The sequence below is a fragment of the Aminobacter anthyllidis genome, from assembly GCF_018555685.1.
Lineage (GTDB): Bacteria > Pseudomonadota > Alphaproteobacteria > Rhizobiales > Rhizobiaceae > Aminobacter > Aminobacter anthyllidis.
On the sequence record NZ_JAFLWW010000002.1, the window covers coordinates 236569 to 254718 of the forward strand.

Annotated in this window: 17 protein-coding genes; 2 read left to right on the forward strand and 15 right to left on the reverse strand. The window is 65.2% G+C overall.

Annotated elements, in window-relative coordinates; genetic code table 11:
* The 6 genes from J1C56_RS06305 to J1C56_RS06330 all read right to left on the reverse strand — a co-directional run bounded on the left by J1C56_RS06305 (position 1) and on the right by J1C56_RS06330 (position 5263).
* On the reverse strand, positions 1 to 576 hold the full coding sequence (locus tag J1C56_RS06305; protein WP_214387100.1) for an SRPBCC family protein: 576 nt from the start codon (positions 574 to 576) through the stop codon (positions 1 to 3).
* Positions 573 to 962, reverse strand: coding sequence for an ArsR/SmtB family transcription factor (locus J1C56_RS06310; protein ID WP_214387102.1), 390 nt, complete (start codon positions 960 to 962; stop codon positions 573 to 575). Before J1C56_RS06310 ends, J1C56_RS06305 begins: the two co-directional genes overlap by 4 nt.
* Before the next feature lie 61 nt (positions 963 to 1023).
* Positions 1024 to 2484, reverse strand: a complete 1461-nt coding sequence (locus J1C56_RS06315; RefSeq protein ID WP_214387104.1) for a RimK family protein — start codon at positions 2482 to 2484, stop codon at positions 1024 to 1026.
* Positions 2481 to 3587 (reverse strand): peptidase C39 family protein, encoded by a 1107-nt coding sequence (locus J1C56_RS06320; protein ID WP_214387105.1) that lies wholly within the window; start codon positions 3585 to 3587, stop codon positions 2481 to 2483. Before J1C56_RS06320 ends, J1C56_RS06315 begins: the two co-directional genes overlap by 4 nt.
* Positions 3588 to 3959: 372 nt before the next feature.
* Complete coding sequence (locus J1C56_RS06325) at positions 3960 to 4748, reverse strand: anti-sigma factor family protein (protein ID WP_214387107.1); 789 nt, start codon at positions 4746 to 4748, stop codon at positions 3960 to 3962.
* Positions 4745 to 5263, reverse strand: coding sequence for a sigma-70 family RNA polymerase sigma factor (locus tag J1C56_RS06330; protein WP_214387109.1), 519 nt, complete (start codon positions 5261 to 5263; stop codon positions 4745 to 4747). Before J1C56_RS06330 ends, J1C56_RS06325 begins: the two co-directional genes overlap by 4 nt.
* Positions 5264 to 5486: 223 nt before the next feature.
* On the opposite strand from J1C56_RS06330, the gene J1C56_RS06335 reads away from it, so the two are divergent.
* The gene (locus J1C56_RS06335; RefSeq protein ID WP_214387110.1) at positions 5487 to 6728 is read left to right on the forward strand and encodes an MFS transporter; all 1242 of its coding nucleotides are present in this window, start codon (positions 5487 to 5489) and stop codon (positions 6726 to 6728) included.
* Here J1C56_RS06335 and J1C56_RS06340 read toward each other — a convergent pair whose 3' ends face one another.
* Positions 6729 to 7166 (reverse strand): hypothetical protein, encoded by a 438-nt coding sequence (locus tag J1C56_RS06340; protein WP_214387112.1) that lies wholly within the window; start codon positions 7164 to 7166, stop codon positions 6729 to 6731.
* 186 nt (positions 7167 to 7352) lie between these two features.
* Entirely contained in the window at positions 7353 to 7988 is a 636-nt protein-coding gene (locus J1C56_RS06345; protein WP_214387114.1) for an outer membrane protein, read from the reverse strand.
* Between the two features lie 451 nt (positions 7989 to 8439).
* Between J1C56_RS06345 and J1C56_RS06350 the strand changes: the two genes are divergently transcribed.
* Entirely contained in the window at positions 8440 to 10392 is a 1953-nt protein-coding gene (locus tag J1C56_RS06350) for an AI-2E family transporter (RefSeq protein ID WP_420797366.1), read from the forward strand.
* Positions 10393 to 10434: 42 nt separating this feature from the next.
* Here the strand turns inward: J1C56_RS06350 and J1C56_RS06355 are convergent, their stop codons facing one another.
* The 7 genes from J1C56_RS06355 to J1C56_RS06385 all read right to left on the reverse strand — a co-directional run bounded on the left by J1C56_RS06355 (position 10435) and on the right by J1C56_RS06385 (position 18145).
* Positions 10435 to 13161: a DUF2339 domain-containing protein gene (locus J1C56_RS06355; protein ID WP_214387117.1), complete on the reverse strand. Its 2727-nt coding sequence runs from the start codon at positions 13159 to 13161 to the stop codon at positions 10435 to 10437.
* A gap of 26 nt (positions 13162 to 13187) precedes the next feature.
* Positions 13188 to 13706 (reverse strand): PaaI family thioesterase, encoded by a 519-nt coding sequence (locus J1C56_RS06360; protein ID WP_214387119.1) that lies wholly within the window; start codon positions 13704 to 13706, stop codon positions 13188 to 13190.
* Positions 13703 to 14479 (reverse strand): DNA repair protein RecO, encoded by a 777-nt coding sequence (gene recO, locus J1C56_RS06365; protein WP_214387121.1) that lies wholly within the window; start codon positions 14477 to 14479, stop codon positions 13703 to 13705. Before recO ends, J1C56_RS06360 begins: the two co-directional genes overlap by 4 nt.
* 83 nt (positions 14480 to 14562) lie before the next feature.
* A complete protein-coding gene (locus J1C56_RS06370; protein ID WP_214387123.1) occupies positions 14563 to 15744 on the reverse strand; it encodes an MFS transporter in 1182 nt (393 codons plus the stop codon).
* 113 nt (positions 15745 to 15857) lie between these two features.
* Entirely contained in the window at positions 15858 to 16178 is a 321-nt protein-coding gene (locus J1C56_RS06375) for an SH3 domain-containing protein (protein WP_214387125.1), read from the reverse strand.
* Between the two features lie 148 nt (positions 16179 to 16326).
* Positions 16327 to 17685 (reverse strand): PepSY-associated TM helix domain-containing protein, encoded by a 1359-nt coding sequence (locus J1C56_RS06380; RefSeq protein WP_214387127.1) that lies wholly within the window; start codon positions 17683 to 17685, stop codon positions 16327 to 16329.
* A 58-nt stretch (positions 17686 to 17743) separates the two neighbouring features.
* Positions 17744 to 18145 (reverse strand): DUF2946 family protein, encoded by a 402-nt coding sequence (locus J1C56_RS06385; RefSeq protein WP_214387129.1) that lies wholly within the window; start codon positions 18143 to 18145, stop codon positions 17744 to 17746.
* Positions 18146 to 18150 lie beyond the last annotated feature (5 nt).

The window sequence follows — 18150 nt, forward strand, 5'->3', positions numbered from 1 at the left end:
TCACTCTCCAGCCCTTGAAGCGGCCTGCGGACTGCCGAAACGCTCGGCGTATTCGCTTACCAGCCTGGTGTGGGTGCGCCAGAAGCCGTCGGGCTCGCGTCCCTCGAGCCTGGCGGCCAATATGCCGAGATGGGTATGCCAGCCAGCGGCGACGTTGAGCATCGCGCCAGGGTCGGTGAGCCGGCGATGGGTGACCGTCAGCAACACCTTGTCGTTGCGCGGCTCGAGTTCGAAGCGCACCTCGGAACGTTCGCCCGTCTCCGCCGCTCCGCCCCAGCTGTAGGCGAGCAGATACGGCGGCTCGCAGGCGATGATCTCGCCAGGCACCTTATGCTCGGCCAAGGCTGCCAGATGCGCCGGCGGCGGATCGTCGTTGCGGGTCAGTTCGGAATTGCGGAAGACGTTCTCGACCTGCCCGCCTGCTCTCAGCTCCATCGGCCCGCCGGCGAGCCACTGGCTGCGCTTGTCGGAGTCGGTGAGATAGCTCCAGATCCGTTCGGCCGGGCCAGGCAGCAGCCGCTCGATGCGCACCGTTCCCGGTTCGGTGACGACACCGTAAGAAGTATGGATAGTCATGACTTGCTCCCTTTCTTCTTCGCTTCACTGCCGGTTTCGGACGGCTCCTTCGCCGCGGCCTTATCCTCGGCCACGAGCAGGGCTTCGAGTGCGTCGAGCTGCTGGCTCCAGAACTTTTCGTAATGGCGCATCCACTCGACGCCGGCATGCATCGGCATGGCGTCGAGGCTGCAGACATGGGTGCGCCCCTGCACGCTGCGGCGCACGAGCCCGGCCTTCTCGAGCACCTTGATGTGCTTGGAGGCAGCGGCCAGCGACATGTCGAACGGAGCCGCCAGGTCGCCGACATTGCGCGGCCCCTTGGCCAGACCGGTGAGCATGGCCCTTCGGGTCGGATCGGAAAGCGCGTGAAAGACTGCGTCAAGATGTTCTGAATCTTCAACCATAAGGTTGAATTTAGAGCCACAAACTCAAATAGTCAACCATTGGGTATAATGATTTTCGCGGCTACTTGCCGTTGCGCTCCAGCCGGTCGAGGAACCATTGGGTCAGGCGCACCCAGACCTCGTCCTTCTCGCCGGAATCCTCGACGCCGTGGTCGAGGTTGGGGTTGTCGTTGACCTCGATGACGAAGACGCCATCCTTGGTTTCCTTGAGGTCGACACCGTAGAGCCCGTCGCCGATGCAGCGTGCGGCACGCACGGCGGTGTCGATGACATGTGCCGGCGCATGCTTCAGCGTGAAGGTCTTGATGCCGCCCTCGTCGGGCTTGCCGGCGCGGTCGTGATTGACGATCTGCCAGTGCTTCTTGGCCATAAGATAGTGGATGGCAAACAGCGGCTGTCCGCCAAGCACGCCGACGCGCCAGTCATACTGCGTCGGCATGAACTTCTGGGCGATCAGCAGATCCGAATCCTCGAGCCAGGCGGTCGCCAGCGCCTTCAGCTCATCGAAGTTCGACGCCTTCTTGACGCCGCGCGAGAACGACGAGTCCGGGATCTTCAGCACCAGCGGAAAGCCGAGCGTGTCAGCAGCCACCTGCAGGTCCGACACTCCGGCGATCATGACGGTCGGTGGCACCGGCACGTTGTTGTAGGCCATCAGCTCGTTGAGATAGACCTTGTTGGTGCAGCGGATCATCGACAGCGGGTCGTCGATGACCGGCATGCCCTCCTGCTGGGCGCGGCGGGCGAAGCGGTAGGTGTGGTTGGAGATCGACGTCGTCTCGCGGATCAACAACGCGTCGTAGTTGGCGAGCTTGGCCAGGTCCCTCTTGGTGATCGGCTCGACCTCGACGCCCATCTTCTCGGCGATGCGGGCCCAGTAGCGCAGCGATGAGATTTCCGACGGCGGCAGTTGCTCGTTGGGGTCGATCAGCGTGGCGAAGGTATAGCGCGAGGGCGTGCGCGCCTTGGTGTCGCGCCATTCGCGGCTGGTATAGGCTTCAAGCGCCGCAACGAAGCGCTTCTTGTCGGCATCGTCCAGCCGTCCAAGCGTGGCAAAACCGATCTTGTGGATCGAAGCCCATTCGCCGTCCTTGATCGCCACTTCCAGCGCCGGCGCGCGGAACCAGTCGAACAACAGCCGGGTGAAACGGTCCCAGGCCTTGGACGGCCCGACGCCGAAGAAGATCGTCACCTTCGCCGGGAAGCTGCCCCCCAGGTCCTTGCGGCACTTGTTGAGCGCCAGCTCCAGTTCCGGCAGCGCGTTTTCGTAGAGTTTGCGTTCCGACAGGTCGATCATCGTCTCGACGGTCGGGATCACCTTGTGGCCGCGCGAGCCGGCAAGCAGCGAAGCGTAGTAGCCCCGGCTCTGATAGGCATAGCGGTTGGACAGGTTGATGATCTTCGGCCGCTGGCCGCGAAACAGCGCCGGGTGCGCGAGATAGTCGCGATTGGTGATGATCTTGTGCGGCGTCGCGGTCTGGTCGAGGTCGCTTTGCCGGCCGGTAAGAATGACCCAGGTCATCGTTTCGAAGGCTTTCCGAGAGTGATTGCGGCGCGCAGGCCGTCGCGGCCGAACTGCGCCATGCGCATGAAGATGTCGTAGGGAACGGGTATGTTGGCGGCATCAGATGCCGTCTCGCGCTGTTCGTCCTCGATCCACGGGTCGTGGATCAGGATGTGGCCGCCATCGTCGCCAATGGCCAGCACCCAGTGCGGCACCTTCTTGCCGAACATCAGGAAGCCCGAGATCAGCACCAGCACCAGCTTGCCCTCGGCCAGCTTGCCCCTGATGTCATCGAGCGTGAACGGGCGATAAGTCACCGGGATCGCGTATTTTTCGGCACGCGCGCGGAAATCGGCCTGCGCCAGCTCCATCACCCGGCGCTTTTCGGCAGTGCGGACGGACTGGAGAAACAGAGCGCCCTCGGCGGACACGAAGATCTCCGCGCCAAGCCCCGCCTCATGCCCGGCCACCGCCAGCCCGAACGGCTCGCAACCGCCCGGTCCCGACATCATGAAGATCGTCGTCGCCTCGCGCCACAGCCTGACCTCCATCACCGGGTCCGGCACGAACTTGCGGTCGAAATTGGCCATCGCCATCATCAGGCAGCACGGGCCGCAGGTGAAGTCGCAGGTCTGGGCGTAGAACGGCACTTTGGTCGCCACCGGAACGTCGCCACGCAGCGTCTTTTCGTAGCGCAGTGCCGTCATGCCGTCTTCGTAGTAATCAGGCTCGTGGCCGATCCTGCGGTAGCCGTTCTGCTCGTAGAGGCTGATGGCGCGCGCATTGTCCTCGCGCACCTCGAGCCTCAGCATCATGCGGCCATGCTCGTAGGCGACGTGTTCGGCCTCATCGAGCAGGCTGCGGCCGATGCCCTTGCCGCCGAAATCGGGCGCGATGGCGAAGGAATAGAGCCGCGCCACGCCGCTACCCTTGCGAAACAGCACCATCGCATAACCGGCCAGGCGGCCGGCGCTGTCGGCGACGAGCGCTTGCGCGGTTTCGTGGTCGATCAGCTGGCGGAAAGAGCGGCGCGAGATTCTGTCGCCTTCAAAGACGGCGTTCTCGATGGCGACAAGCGCATCGACATCTTCAGCGCGGGCCGTACGAATGTCGGCAGCCATCTGGTCTTGAGAACCTCGTCTGGGCAGGAGAAGCCCTGAAGGAATGTCCTTGCGAAGCGCTGGCGCGCCTGCGTTTTCACTGCGCAGTCACGCCTCGATTCGGGCCTTATTGTGACATGGCCGGGCACGGCTCGGGCATATGAATCTCGTGGTGATTTGGCGCCAAAATGTCAGTGCGTCCTTCGAGGCTCGCCCCGTTGACGCCGCGCATCACCTGAACCAACCGAGCGGGCTCGCACCTCAGGATGAGGGCTGTCGGCGACCTTCAACCCCAATCATCACGGGTCTCAGATACAGGCGCCAAGACGCCTCATCCTGAGGTGCTCGCCTGAAAGGCGAGCCTCGAAGGACGCAGCGACAATGGCACCAAGCTCAGGTCAACCCAGCCCCAGCCAGCAGCTGCTTGTAGGCGTCCTTGGCGACCACGCCCATCTGCTCTGGCGGCAACGTGCCGACGATGGCGCAGCCATAACCCTTGTCTTGCCAGTAGACGGCCTCGGGGCCACCGCTGGCGAGCGTGTAGGTGCCCTTGGAGCGCTCGGTTCCTTCGGTGGTGACATAGACCGAAATCCGGTTACCCTCGGCGTCGGCGTAAAGCATCAACGCCGCCGTGGTGCCGTTCGCCGGCACCAGCCGTCCGCCCAGAAGCTCAAAGCCATTCTTGGTCAGGTCCGGCGCCACCAGCGTCAGGCCTGTGCGCTTGGACAACCAACCGGTCAGATAGGCCTGGTCGCTGCCATCGACCTCGACAGGCCGGTTCTTGTCGGCGGCGAATGTCTGATGCGCGGCAATCGCCAGCTCGGCCATGCGGTCGTCGTCATCGGAGCCAAAGCCAATGCCGTTGGCCCCGGCAAGATACCCAGCGAGCCCGCCGGCAATCAGCAGCGTCGCTGCCGCCGCCATGCGCCACCACTGCGCAGCCTCCTTGCGCTTGGGTCCGTCACCGTTGACCGCAGCCTCCAGCCGCGACGGCACCGGCTCTTCGAGCACACCGACAAACAGGTTGCGCAGCGCGGCGTTATCAGCGGCATAGCGCAGGCTCTTGGCCTTCATGTCGGGATTGGCTTCCAGCCACATCTGGTAGGCGGCGCGCTCGTCCTCGGGCAGCTCGCCGTCGAGAGCCAGGTGGATGTCACGGTCGGTGAAGCTGCGCGCGTTCATTTTTCGACGATCCTTATCGCCCGCCGGCGTGCCTGGTCGTCAAGCAGCCCGCGCAGTTCTTCCCGTCCACGCGCGATGCGCGACATCAGCGTACCCGCCGGCACGCCCAGCATCGTTGCGGCCTCGGCATATGAAAATCCTTCGATCGCAACCATCACCAGCGCGGCGCGCCGGTCGGGGCTGATCTGCTGCAATGCGTCGACGATCTCGCGCGAGGCGACACTCTCGGCCTGCGTCGCAGGGGTCGCCAGCGCCTCGGACGCGTCGAGCGGCAGGATCGATGCCTCGCCGCGCCGGCTCACCTTGCGCATCTGGTCGATGAATAGATGGTGCATGATCGTAAACAGCCACCTCCTGGGGCTTTCTCCGGTTCGCCAGTTGTCCATGCGCACCAGCGCGCGCTCGAGACTGTCCTGGACGAGATCGTCCGCGGAATCACGGTCGCGCAGAAGCGCGCGCGCATAGCGGCGCAGCCGGGGGATTTCCTGAAGTATCGCTGCCTTTTTTTCGTCCATGACCGCGGATCGCAAGTCGTCCTCTTTGCACGCCGATTGAACGCGCCTTGTCAGCGCGGCGCAAGCCTGGCCTTGGGGACCTTTTGCCCAAGCGCACAACTAACGATTGCCAGGCGCGTTCTATTCCCGACACATCAGATTTCTTGAACCATTTCCCTAGTTCAATTGATTTTGAACATCGGCCGGGATCGGCTAGATATGGCGCTCCACGGGAGATGCGACGATGACGGCAGCGGCGGTAAACACCAGGTCGGGCGCAAAGATCCCCTGGCTCATCATCATCTGCGGCTGTCTGATTGCAGCCATGACCTTCGGCCCGCGCTCGGCGATGGGCTTCTTCCAGTTGCCGATGCTCGCCGACAGGGGCTGGGACCGCACCACCTTCGGCCTCGCCATGGCGATCCAGAACCTGTGCTGGGGCCTTGGCCAGCCGATCTTCGGCGCCATCGCCGACAAGTTCGGCAGCTGGCGTGTGCTGACGCTCGGCGCCGTGCTCTATTCGCTTGGCCTGTACCTGATGGCCCATGCCGACAGCGCCACCATCCTGCATCTGAGCGGCGGCGTGCTTGTCGGCCTTGGCGTTGCCGCCGGCTCGTTCAGCATCGTTTTGGCAGCTTTTGCCCGCAACACCAACCCGCAGAACCGCTCCATGGTGTTCGGCATCGGCACCGCCGCCGGTTCGGCCGGCATGTTCATCTTCGCGCCGATCAGCCAGGGCCTGATCGACGCCTATGGCTGGTCCGACACGCTGGTCTACATGTCGATCGCCATGCTGGTCATCCCGGTGCTGGCGATCCCGCTTGTCGGCAATTCGCGCTCGGGCAAGGTCTCGCAAACCGAGATCGACCAGACGCTCGGCCAGGCGCTGTCGGAGGCTTTTGGCCACAAGAGCTACCTGCTGCTGACCTCCGGCTTCTTCGTCTGCGGCTTCCAGGTCGCCTTCATCACCGCCCACTTCCCGGCCTATATCAGGGACATCGGCATCGATGCGCGCTACGCCGTCATCGCGCTGGCACTGATCGGCTTCTTCAACGTCATCGGCTCTCTCGCCTCTGGCATCATCGGCCAGAAATATTCCAAGCCGCACTTCCTCGCCTGGATCTATATCGCCCGATCGGTGCTGGTGACGGTGTTCCTGCTGGTGCCGCAGACACCGACAACCGTCGTCGTCTTCGCCATCATCATGGGCCTGCTGTGGCTGTCGACGGTGCCGCCGACAAACGGCCTTGTCGCCATCATGTTCGGCACCCGCCACCTCGGCATGCTCGGCGGCATCGTCTTCTTCTCGCACCAGATCGGCTCGTTCCTCGGCGTCTGGCTCGGTGGCTACCTCTACGACCATTTCGGGTCCTACGACCCGGTCTGGTGGCTCGGCGTGATCCTTGGCCTGTTTGCCGCCGCCGTCCACTGGCCGATCAAGGAACGCCCGGTCGTGCGCCCCGCTGTGCTTGCTCCGGCGGAGTGATTAGCGGCAATAGACGCGGCGGCCGCCTTCGCCGATGAAGGTGTTGCTGCGTCGGTCGTAACCGTAGCGCCGGTGGCAAGGGCCGCCCCACTGGTTGCGCTGACGCTCCTTGGCGTTCTGCTCGGCGACCGACCCGGCAACGATGGCACCGACCGCGAGGCCGAGGATGCCGAGGCCGATCGCGGCTTCGACGTCCTTGTCACGCTTGCGGCGTTCGTGACGGTCATTCCTGTCGTGCCATCTGTCGCATTGCCGCCGTTCGTATCGGTCGCGCGGCCATGAGCAGTCGATGTCGTCGTCATCGTCGTCGTAATAGTAGTCGCCGACGAGTTGCACCTGCGCGCCTGACGTGAAGCTTGGGCTGCCGGCATTCACCGGAAGGCTGGCAAGCAGGCTGGCGGCCACAGCACAGGCCAGCGTCTTTGCAAGAAACATCATGCCTCCTTTCCGGGCAGCAAGCCCGATCATCGAAGACAGGCCGATTGGGAGGGGCCTGTCATCGATGCGATGGGACACCGTTGTCGGCGCCAAGCGTCCCCCCTGGAGGGGCAAGGGACGCGGCAGCGCCTTCAACTGGCGTATGATCCATCCCGAGGACCAGCGACGGTCTTCGGGAGTCTTTGCTTAGAAGCCGTAATTCACACCGAGCTTGACGCTGTGGCTGGCGAGGTCCTCGCTGCGGCGGCCGCCGCCCTTGACCACCGCGTTCACGTCGCCATAGTTGACGTAGTTGTACTCGACGCGCGCCCTGAGGCCGCCATCGAATGCCTGTTCGATACCGCCGCCGACGAGGTAGCCGCCTTCCCACTTGTCGTCGGAAATGACGTTACCCTTGCCCTTGAACTTGGCCATCGAGTAGCCGGCCGTGCCGTAAACCAGCGTGCGGTCGAGGGCTACGCCGGCGCGCACCTTGGCCGCACCGTTCCAGGTGCGCTGCAGTTCGGCGCCACCGCCGAGATTGTACTTGGAACCCTTGGAGTAGCTGCCTTCGAGCTCGGCGCCGTAGACCATCGAGCCGGACTGGAAGTTGGTGCCGACCTGGCCGCCGAGCTGCCAGCCGCTCTTGTCGGCGAACGGGTTCGGGAAACCCGAGGAGGCCGAGCCGACATGGACACCGGCATAGGTGCCCGACCAGTCATAGGCCTGATTGGAAAAATCCTGCGGCGCCTCATAGTTCTGGGCGATATCGGCGGCCATTGCAGGCATGGCGAAAGGCGCGAGGCCAGCGAATACGACGAAAAACAGATTTCGCGTGGACATGTTAGTTCTTGCTCCGACATTTGCGTGGGGCTGCGAAGCAAAAGCCTCGCAGCCCGTTGACGGGGCCTCGACGCGGCGGCAACGGGGGGAGAACCCGCCGGCCAAGTCCCGTGCACCATATCATTGGTTGCGAGCGTAAACTGAGCCTTCTGCATTGCAGCAACATTGCATTGAATATAATAAAATCAATTATTTAGCGGTAATCTTTCGGTAACCTTCATTAAGCCTTCCTTGCGTCGGCCGATCGCGAGCGCCCCAGGAAACGGGCAGTGCCGCCACGCCACGCATGGCGCCCTGCGGCCATGCAACCACAGGCCCATTGCCAAGGCTGATGTTCTGCGACGACCATGGTTCCTGACGGCGTCTGCCGCCCTGTTGCGCTCTGCGAGTAGAACATGTGACGGTGCCGGGCTGAAATTGTCAGACAGCAGTGCGGGCCAGGAGGCTTCAGGTGGTCGAGATCAGGAAAGACCAGGGCTTGGCAGGCCAGATTTCATTGCAGCCGGCTGCAAAGACCGCATTGCCGACCTTTGCCGCCACGGCGGCCATGGTCGCCATCCTCTATTTCGCCCGCGACGTGCTGCTGCCGCTGGCGATCGCGATACTGCTCACCTTCGCGCTGGCACCAATCGTCAGCTGGCTGCGCCGGCTCGGCGTGCCCAGGCTGGTGTCGGTCATCGCCAGCGTCTTGGCCGCCTTTGGCATGGTCGCCATGTTCAGCTTCGTCGTGGCGTCGCAGATCGGCGAAGTTGCCCAGAACCTCCCGACCTATCAGTCCAACATCCTCGAGAAGGTGCGCTCGCTCAAGGAGACCGGCGGCGGCAACGGCATCATCGACAGGCTGAGCGGGGTCATCGAGCGTGTCGGACAAGAGATCGACAAGCCCGAAGCCGCGACAGTCGGGCCATCGCAACCGTCGCGGCCGGACCCGCTGCTGGTCGAGATCTTCACACCCCAGCGGCCGATCGAAACCCTGAAGAACCTGATCCTGCCGCTGATCGGCCCGCTCGCCACCGCCGGCCTGGTCATTGTCGTCGTCATCTTCATGCTGCTGGAGCGCGAAGACCTGCGCGACCGGTTCATTCGGCTTGTCGGTTATGGCGACCTCCACCGAACGACCGAAGCGCTTCAGGATGCCGGCCGCAGGGTCGGGCAATATCTGCTGATGCAACTGGTCGTGAACGTTGCCTATGGCGTCCCGATCGGCATGGGTCTCTGGTTGCTGGGCATACCGAACGCGGTCCTGTGGGGCCTGCTGGCGATCATGCTGCGCTTCGTGCCCTATATCGGCCCGGCGATCGCGATGATCCTGCCGCTTTTCCTGGCCCTGGCGGTGGCGCCTGGCTGGTCGCTCGTCCTGTGGGCGGCAGCACTGTTCATCGTGATGGAACTCATCATCAACAACGTCATCGAGCCATGGCTCTACGGCTCAAGGACGGGCCTTTCACCACTGGCCATCATTGTCGCCGCGATCTTCTGGACCTGGCTGTGGGGGCCGGTGGGGCTCGTGCTGTCCACGCCGCTGACCGTTTGCCTCGTCGTGCTGGGAAAGCACGTTCCGCAATTTGCATTCCTCGAGGTTCTGTTCGGCAACGAACCGGTCCTCGATCCCAAGCAACGCCTCTATCAGCGCCTGCTGGCCGGCGACCCCGAGGAAGCGACAGACCACGCCGAGGAGATGCTCGAGACCGAGTACCTTGTCGACTTCTACGGCAGCGTGGCCATTCCGGCATTGCTGCTCGGCGAACGCGACCGCGCCCGCGGTGCGCTGACCGACGAGCAGCGCAGGCGCGTTGCGGCAAGTGCTGCGACACTGGTCGCCAACCTGAACGAGATCGCCAATGAAGAGGCGGAGGAAGGCGACGACGTCGCTACGGACGATACCGAGCCGGACGAAAGCCCTGAGGACGACGAACTGCCGGATGGAGCGGGAAAATCGGTACTTTGCATAGGCGGGCGCGGCGATCTCGACAACGCGGCCGCCGCCATGCTCGCCCAGGTCCTGACGGTTCAGGGCGCCTCGGCGTCGACGGCGAGCCACACCGATGTCGACCCGGCCAACATCCGCAACCTGCCGCTAGGCACGTTCCAGACCGCGATCGTCGGCTTCCTCAATTCCGACTCGCTGAACCATGGACGCTACGTCGTGCGCCGGCTCAAGCGGGCCGGAAAGAACCTGCGCGTCGGGATCGTGCTTTGGGCCGACGAGACGCCAGGCCGCGATGCCGAAAAGCTCGCCGCCGAGTTGAACGCCGACTTTGTCGCATACGACATGACATCAGCCGCGACGGGTGCGCTGTCGGACGCGCCTGCCGTTCCCCTCAAGGCGCCGAAACGCATGGTCAGGCGCCAGGCTTCATCCCGCAGCAAGCCGGCGGCAAAGCAGAAAGCGCCAGCCGGCTGAAGCCTGTGGCTTGGCAGCCGGCTTGCGGCGTTTGCCTGTTGGCTACCTAGCCGCCCGCGTCAGCAGACGCTGGTAGAACAGGCCGATGCCGATCAGCACGCCGCCCAGGCCGATGAAGGACAGAGCCCGCAGCACGCCTTCCAGTTCGGACATGTCGAACAGGAAGACCTTGGCCACGGCGACCGAGATCAGCGCCGCCGAGGCGATGCGCAGGACCTGCGACTTCAGCGCCACGCCGGCAACCAGCAGGCCGACGCCCATGGCCAGCCAAAGTGCCGAATAGGTGTAGGTCTCGACCTGCCCGAGCCCGGCCCACAGGCCGATATGCTCGCCCTGGAACAGCCGCCGGACCGACAGCGTCGCATAGGCGAAGGCCAGTAGTGCGGCGACCAGCGCCAGCATCGCCGAATACCATTGCGGCCGCTTGCCCCGGGCGTAGAACGCGAGGCCGGCGGCTGCCACCGCCGGCAGCAGATAGGCGAGGAACAGCAGGTTGAAGAAGGGAATGCCGCCGGTGCTTTCGTTGGTGAACAGCGGGTTGAGCACGAGGAAGTGCTGGCCGACGATCGACAGCACCGACACCACGCCGATGGCGAGCGAACCGTAGCGCAGCACAGGGCTTGGCGAACGCATGTCGAGCGCCACCAGCATGGCGCCGCCACCGAGCGCTATCAGCGTGTAGATCGCCTGTTCGGCCAGCGTCGGCACGTCGGAGGTGATGACGCCGCCATTCATCGCATGGCGCACCAGCATCGCCAGCGTCAGCAGCGAAAACAGCGCTGCCACCGCCTCCATGACCAGCCGCGGCCGCCCATTGGTGGTGCGCGCCAGTTGCCAGGCGGCAAAACCGAAGGCGAGCGCCGGGATGCCGTAACCGGGCAGGATCCAGTTGAACACCGGCGTCTTGCCGAGCACGTCGGCGCCGACGATGGTCGGATCGAACCCTATCCGGACCAGCACGGCAACGGCCGCCGCGACGCTCAGCCAGCCGAGTACCGGATAGCTGCGTTGCCGCGTCGCCAGCGCCGGCAGCGCAGCCGCGGCACCCAGCAGCACCGTGGTCCAGCCCGAACCGAAGCCCATGTGCAGGGCAAGCAGCAGCGCCACCCCTGCCCCGCCAAAGGCGAAGGACACGGCAGGTCCGCCGGTCAGCGGCGGCTGTTCGCCGCGGGCGATCCATTCGCCGCCGGCCACGAAGGTGGTAACAAGAACAACTGCGATGAGCGCGCGGAGAAGATCGCGGTCAGGGTTGCCATAGGCGATCCAGAGCGAAAACAGCACCACGAGCGGCACCGCCACGCCCCATCCGGCCCAGGCCGCGGCACGCCAGGGCGCCGCCGTCACCTGTCGCCGGGCGCTCCAGAAGCCCGTACCGGCAAACACCAGTCCGAGCAGCCAGCCGATGCGGGTCAGCGTCGAGCCGGCAACTTCGATCGGCAGGCCTTCGACAGTCAGCGCACCGATCGGCAGGTCGAGGTCAAAGGTGCCGCCCAGCGCATTGCGCAGATAGACAAGCACCGCGGCGAGGCCGGCGGCAAACAGCAGCGACACAGCCGCCGGACGGTAAAGCGCCACCGCCAGCATGCCGATCAGCAGGATCGTCCCGCGCAGAGGGCCACCAAGTACCGCATAGGTCGGATGGATGAACAGCACCACTGATGTCATGGCGACGAAGAAGGCCGGCACCATCGACGGCCAGTCGAGCGAGGTCGGCTCGTCGTCGCGTCCAAGCCACAGCAGCGCCAATGCCGCCAGCGTGACAGCGGAGATGAACAGCACCACCGCAAAACTCGCCAGCGGCGCGTCGGCGAGATAGAGTAGTGTCCACAGGCCGGTGCCGATGAAGGCAGCCCCCATCAGCAGCGACCACCTGCGGGTGCGAGCGACGGCAGCCGTCGCCACCAGCACGATGGCGAGGTAGCCGAACAGGGCCCAGTAGTTGGGTGCGGTGGATGCAACCAGCACCGGCGTCACCATAGAGCCGAGCAGCCCGAGCCCTGCCAGCGCCTGGCCATGGGCCAGGGCCGCGGCAATCGTCGCGACGCCGACGATGCCCAGAAGCAAGAAGGCCGGGCCAGCGCCGATGAAGCCGTAGATGCCATGAGCGGCGTAGATGGTGCCGAACAGGGTGAACGCGCCCGCCGCCGTCAGGATCGCCGGGATGTAGGCGTTGGAGCCGTTCTGGATCGGCACGCGATAGCCGGTGCGGCGGATGAATTCGCCACCGCCGACAAGCACCAGCCCGAGCAGGGCCGCCATGCTGAGCCGCAAGCCTGGGCCGAAGATGCCGGATTCGATGGAATAGCGGATCAGGAACACGGCACCGAAGGCCAGCGCCAGCCCGCCGACCCAAACCGCCCAGCGTGTGCCGAGCGCGGTCTCGATGTCGGGCGTTGCGCGCGCCGCAGCCTGTGCCGGCTCGGCTGCGGCAGGCGTGCCGCTCCACGGTCCGGACGCAACTGCATCTGCCGCGACATTCGCCGCCACGGGCAGCTCTTCCGCTGTCGCAGCCTCCGTTGCCGGGGCAGGTTCCGCTGCAACGGGCTGGTCGGCCATCTCTGCGGCCAGCGCCTCTGGCAAGGCCGCCTCGCTGACGGTCTCTGCCTTGACCTCTGCCGCCTTGGCAGCCGGCGCAGGCACCGCACCCGACAGCACGAGGCTGCGCAGCGCGCCAAGCTCGCGCTCGAGCAGGCCGAGCCGACTCTGCTGCTTCGACACGATGACGATCAGCGCAACGATGGCGATGACGCCCAACAGGCTCTCAAGCATGGCCGTTCCCCCTCAGATTGGCCGGCTCACCGCGCCGCCAGATTGGCGACGGGAAAGATCGAACATGTTTCGGTGCCGAAGGCGAGCAACTTGCCGTCCTTGTCCTTCAGCGTCGCTTCCGACACGGCGAGCGTGCGCCCCTTGTGGATCACCTTGCCTTCGCAGACCACTTCACCTGTCCTCGGCGTGATCGGCCGGGTCAGGTTCACCTTGAACTCGACGGTGGTGTAGGCTTCACCCTTCTCCAGCGTGCTGTGCACGGCGCAGCCCAGCGCCGAATCGAGCAAGGTCGCTGCCCAGCCGCCATGCACAGTGCCTAGCGGATTGAGATGGCGTTCGCTCGGCACGCCGCGAAACACCGCACGTCCCGCTTCCACTTCGGTCAGGCCGAAATTCATCACTGCTGCGATCGGTGGCGCGGGATAAAGCCCGTCGACCACGCGCTGCAGCAGTTCGGCGCCGGAATAAAGATGCACATCCTCATGCGGGATCGTGCCCAGGCCAAGCGGAGAGACGAGGCCGGGAAACAGTTCGACTTCGCTCATGCGGCAGTGTCTCCATGGGAAAGCGCCCGAGGGGAGATGGCTTGGGCAGCGTAGAATTTCCGCAGCGCCATCAACAGCCCGCTGCGCGCGTCCGGCACCTCGATGCCGCGCGGCTCATAGACGTGGCGGGCAAAGAAGAAACTCGACAGGCGGAAGGCATCTTCGATGGCCTTGAGGTCGGCGCCCTGCCGCGCCCCGCGCTGCAGGAACAGCGGCAGCGGCAAGAGCTTGTCGCGCCATGGCTCGCCAGCCGCGCGCGACACCGCGCGCCCCGATTTCGGCGACACATAGGTCAGCTCCTCGAGCGCGCCGGTGGCGGCGCATTCGGAGAGATCGAGACCGAAGCCGAGTTCGTCCAATACCAGCAGCTCGAAACGCACCACCAGTTCACCGACGGCGTCCGCCTCGCTCAGATGCTCGATCAGGATCGCCAGCGTCTCGTAAAGTGCTGCATGCGGATCGCGCTCCGGCAAAAGCCTGAGATGTGCTGCCAGCGTCTGCAGCGCATAGACTGCAATCGCGCTGTCGATCAGCCTTGCAGCATTGAGCTCGATCGGCTCGGCCTGGAAGGTACCCAGATGTTCGTCGAGCCGCGCGCGCCACGTCAGCTCGACGCGGTTTCCCGCCTGCAGCACCGGCTGCTGCTTGCGCGAGCGGCCGCCGCGCACCAGCCCCAGATGGCGGCCATGGGCACGCGTCATCACCTCGAGCACGGCGCTTGTTTCGCCATGCTTTCGGGTGCCGAGGATGATTCCTTCGTCGCGCCATTCCATGGCCGGACCATCAGCCGGTTAGACGGCGAAATCAAGAACTATGGCTGCGCCCACCGGGTGCCCGGAACCATCCGTGCAGCCGCTCACCTCTCCGCCAATGGCGGTATCAAGGCCAGCAACAGCAGCGCGCCGAGGACCAAAGCCGCGGCCACAGCGGCCAGCGGCAACAAGCCGAGCGTGATGAACGGCGCGACAACAGCCGTGCCGGCTGCCGTCGTACCCAGGATGGCGACCACCACAAGGGCTGCGCCGCGCGCGTCGTCGCCATGCGAGGCCACAACCGCACGGTGGAAGCCTGGCGGACCACGAAAGCCGAGGCCAAAGTTGAACGGCACGAACAGCGCCGTTACCACCAGCGTGTTCGCCCCGCCGGCCAGCGCGTAGCCCAGCATCGAAAGGCCCCCGAGCGCCGACAATGCGGTGCCGAACCAGATCATGCGCTCGGCACCGTACCGCGCCGTCAGGCGGCCGGTCCAGTTGGCGGCGACGATGAAGGTCGCGATGCCGGTGAGCTGCATGACGATGAAGTCCTTGAGCCCGGCGCCGAGTGCCGCGACGAACACCGTCGGCGCGGCGAACACGATCACCAGCAACGCGCCGAGCGTGAACGCATGGCTCACCGCATAACGCAGGAACACCGCGTCGCGCAGCAGATGCGCATAGCCACCGCTGCGGCGTCCGCTGACCACGCGCGGCAGGTGTCGCCCAAGTGCTGCCACCGCTGCCGCGAGCACCAGTGCGAGTGCGGCGATGACCTCGAACGACGCGTTCCACCCGGCGACGGAGAGCAGCCAGACGCCGGCGACGGGTGCCAGCGCCGGCGTCAGCGACTCGATGCTGCCCAAGAGCCCGAGCTTGCCGATGGCGCGCTCGTCGCCATAGAGCGCGCGGATCATGCCCGGCGCGAATACCGCCGCCGCGGCCCCCGCCGCACCCTGCAGGAAGCGCAGCACAATCAGCATTTCGAGCGAGGTGCTGAGACCGGCCAGCGCCGAGACGAGGCCATAGGCGACAAGCGAGCCAATCAGCAGGCGGCGTTGGTCGAAGCGCGCGCCGAGCGAGCCGAAGATGAGCAGCCCGAGTGCGGCTCCGGTCACGAACGCCGCCAGCACGAACTGCGCCCGCGCATAGGTGCCGCCCAGCACCTCGGGCAGGCTCGGCACGGCCGGCAGCACGAGGTCGGTGCCGGCTATGCCGAGCACGGTGCTGGTCACGATGAGTGCGAAAGCGATGCCTGCATGGCCGCCATGCTTGCCGGTGGTCATTGTCTTGCCAGTCTGTCGATTGAGGGCTTTTTCGGGAGGGCGTCAGTGCCCCATGACAGGCCGTGGGTCAAGCAAAGCCGGTTGGTCCAGTCATCCAGCCCTCAGCTGATCCGTTACGGGCAGTCGCTGTCGCGGACGAAACGCGCCTTGACCCAGCCCTTGGTGGTGCGGTCGCCATTGTAATGCGTCACCGGGCACCAGCGGCTCGCCCATGGCGCACTTGCCGGCCGGCAGGCGGCGTCGAGATGGATGATGCCGTGCATCTGCGGCGGCAGCACGTCGACGATGCGGGCATTGGCCGAGGGCCGTGCCCGCATGTTGAGCGCATCATTCCTGGCAACATTGACCACCACCAGGCAGCCCGCTCCCGATGTCGCCATCACGGGCGGAACGATGGCAAGCGTGAGAAATGCGGTCAGCGCGATCTTGAACATGGCCTGTCCCCTCGCCGTTCCAGGCTGCGGCGCGGACCTCCGCGCCAGCCCCGCCGCCGATAATAGCGACCTTGACCGGCAGCGCCAAGACGATGGCCGTACCCCGCAATGAAGTTGGCCGCCGCGTTGCCACGGCGGCCTTGCCGGCTCAGGCGAGCGCGGGCCTGAAGACCCGCGTTGCCAGCCAGTCGAGGGCGAGCATGACAACGAGCGACATGCCGACGAGCGGAAAGGCGATGCCGCCAATGGCGAGGATGGAGATCAGGCCCCGGAACACTCTCGTGTCAGCGGGCAGCGGCGGCACGCCGAGCGAACCGGCCGGACGGCGCTTCCACCACATCACCCCGGCCGATACGGCAAGCAGCACGATGCCCAGGCACGCTGCCAGCAGCACAAGCTGGTTGGCCAGCCCGAACTCCTGGCCCATATGGACAGAGATGCCCCATTCCATCCATTTGCCGCCCAAACCGTAGTCGGCGAAACCCATGTCGATCAGCGGCTTGCCGCTGTACTGGTCGAGATGGATCACCCGCTGCTGGCTGGCGTCGTCGGGATAGACCGAACCGGTGTAGACGCCTTCCGGCTTGCGCGGGATCGCGACCGCATAGCCACGATGCAGGCCAAGCCTGTCGAAGGTCTCGACTGCCTTGTCCAACCCGATCGGCGTGCCGGCAACGCCAGAGGATTCCGGCAGCTTGGCCTGCTCCAGCGACCAGGACGTCTTGGCGACATGGTCGAGATGCTCGCCCGACATCGGCACGTCGACGCGCACGCCGGAGGGGTAGCCAAAATTGCTGCCATTGGCCCATTCGTTGACCTTCTCGCCCCAGACGCCCGACCAGGGCATGCCGGTGATCGCCAGGAAGACGATGAAGAAGCCGACGAACAGGCCGGTCACCGCATGCAGGTCGCGCCAGAACATGCGGCTTTTCGGCTTGCCGCGCACGCTGACGACCCCACCCTTCTTGCCGCGCGGCCACCACAGATAGATGCCGGTGCCGACGAGAAGGATCGACCAACCGCCGGCCAGTTCGATCAGCAGCCGAGCGGTATCGCCAAAGTATTTCAGGCTGTGCAGGTAGCGGATGGTCCACATGATCGTGCCCCGATCGGGCAAGGCGCCCAGCACAGCCCCGCTGTAGGGGTTCACATAGACGGCGAGCTTGCCGAAATCTTCGGTGGTGACGGTGATCTCGGCCGAGTTCTCCGGCGTTGCCGGGCCGGTGTATTTCACCGCCGTGCCGGGATAGTTGGACAGCGCTGCGTCCACCATGGCTTCGGGCGCCACCCTGGTCTGCTCGACGGCGACGCGCTTGAGGTTGGAATAGATGGCGCCGTCGATCTCGTCCTTGAAAAGGTAGAGCGCGCCGGTAACGGCCAGCGTAATCATGAAGGGCAGAACCATCAGCCCGGCATAGAAGTGCCAGCGCCAGACGGCGCGGCAAAGGTTGGACGCGGAGCGCGCAGCCACGGCGCTGCTCTCCCGTCCGAGGGTGATTTCAGACATTTTTGTCTCCAAAAGCGTGAAATGTCGGGCCGCGTGAACGGCCCTGATCGGTTCGACGTCAGATGGAGATCGTTGGTGGTGCCCTTGCCTCGGCGATCAGCCCGCGCAGGCCTTGGCGAACGGGCTCTGCCTGTTCGGCGATGACAATGCCATGCGCTTCCGGGCGGTCGAGAATGAAGGCAAGCTGTTCGCCCGGCAGGCCGGGCGTGGTCGCCACGGCCAACTGGCAGAGCGTGCCACAGGGGCATTCGGCGGGGCTACGGGCGGGCTGCTTGTCGCCGCCTGCGGGGCCCATGCCTTCCATGGTGCAGATGACGCCGAGTGGGTCGGCGACGGAGGCGGCCATGGCGCCCGATGCGGCGCCCGCAAGCAGCGCCTGGAAAAGCAGCATGAAGCCGATCATGCCGGCGATGGCGCCAGCCGACAGCCTGTCCCGCAATAGGAGCCGCATGCTCTTCATGTCAG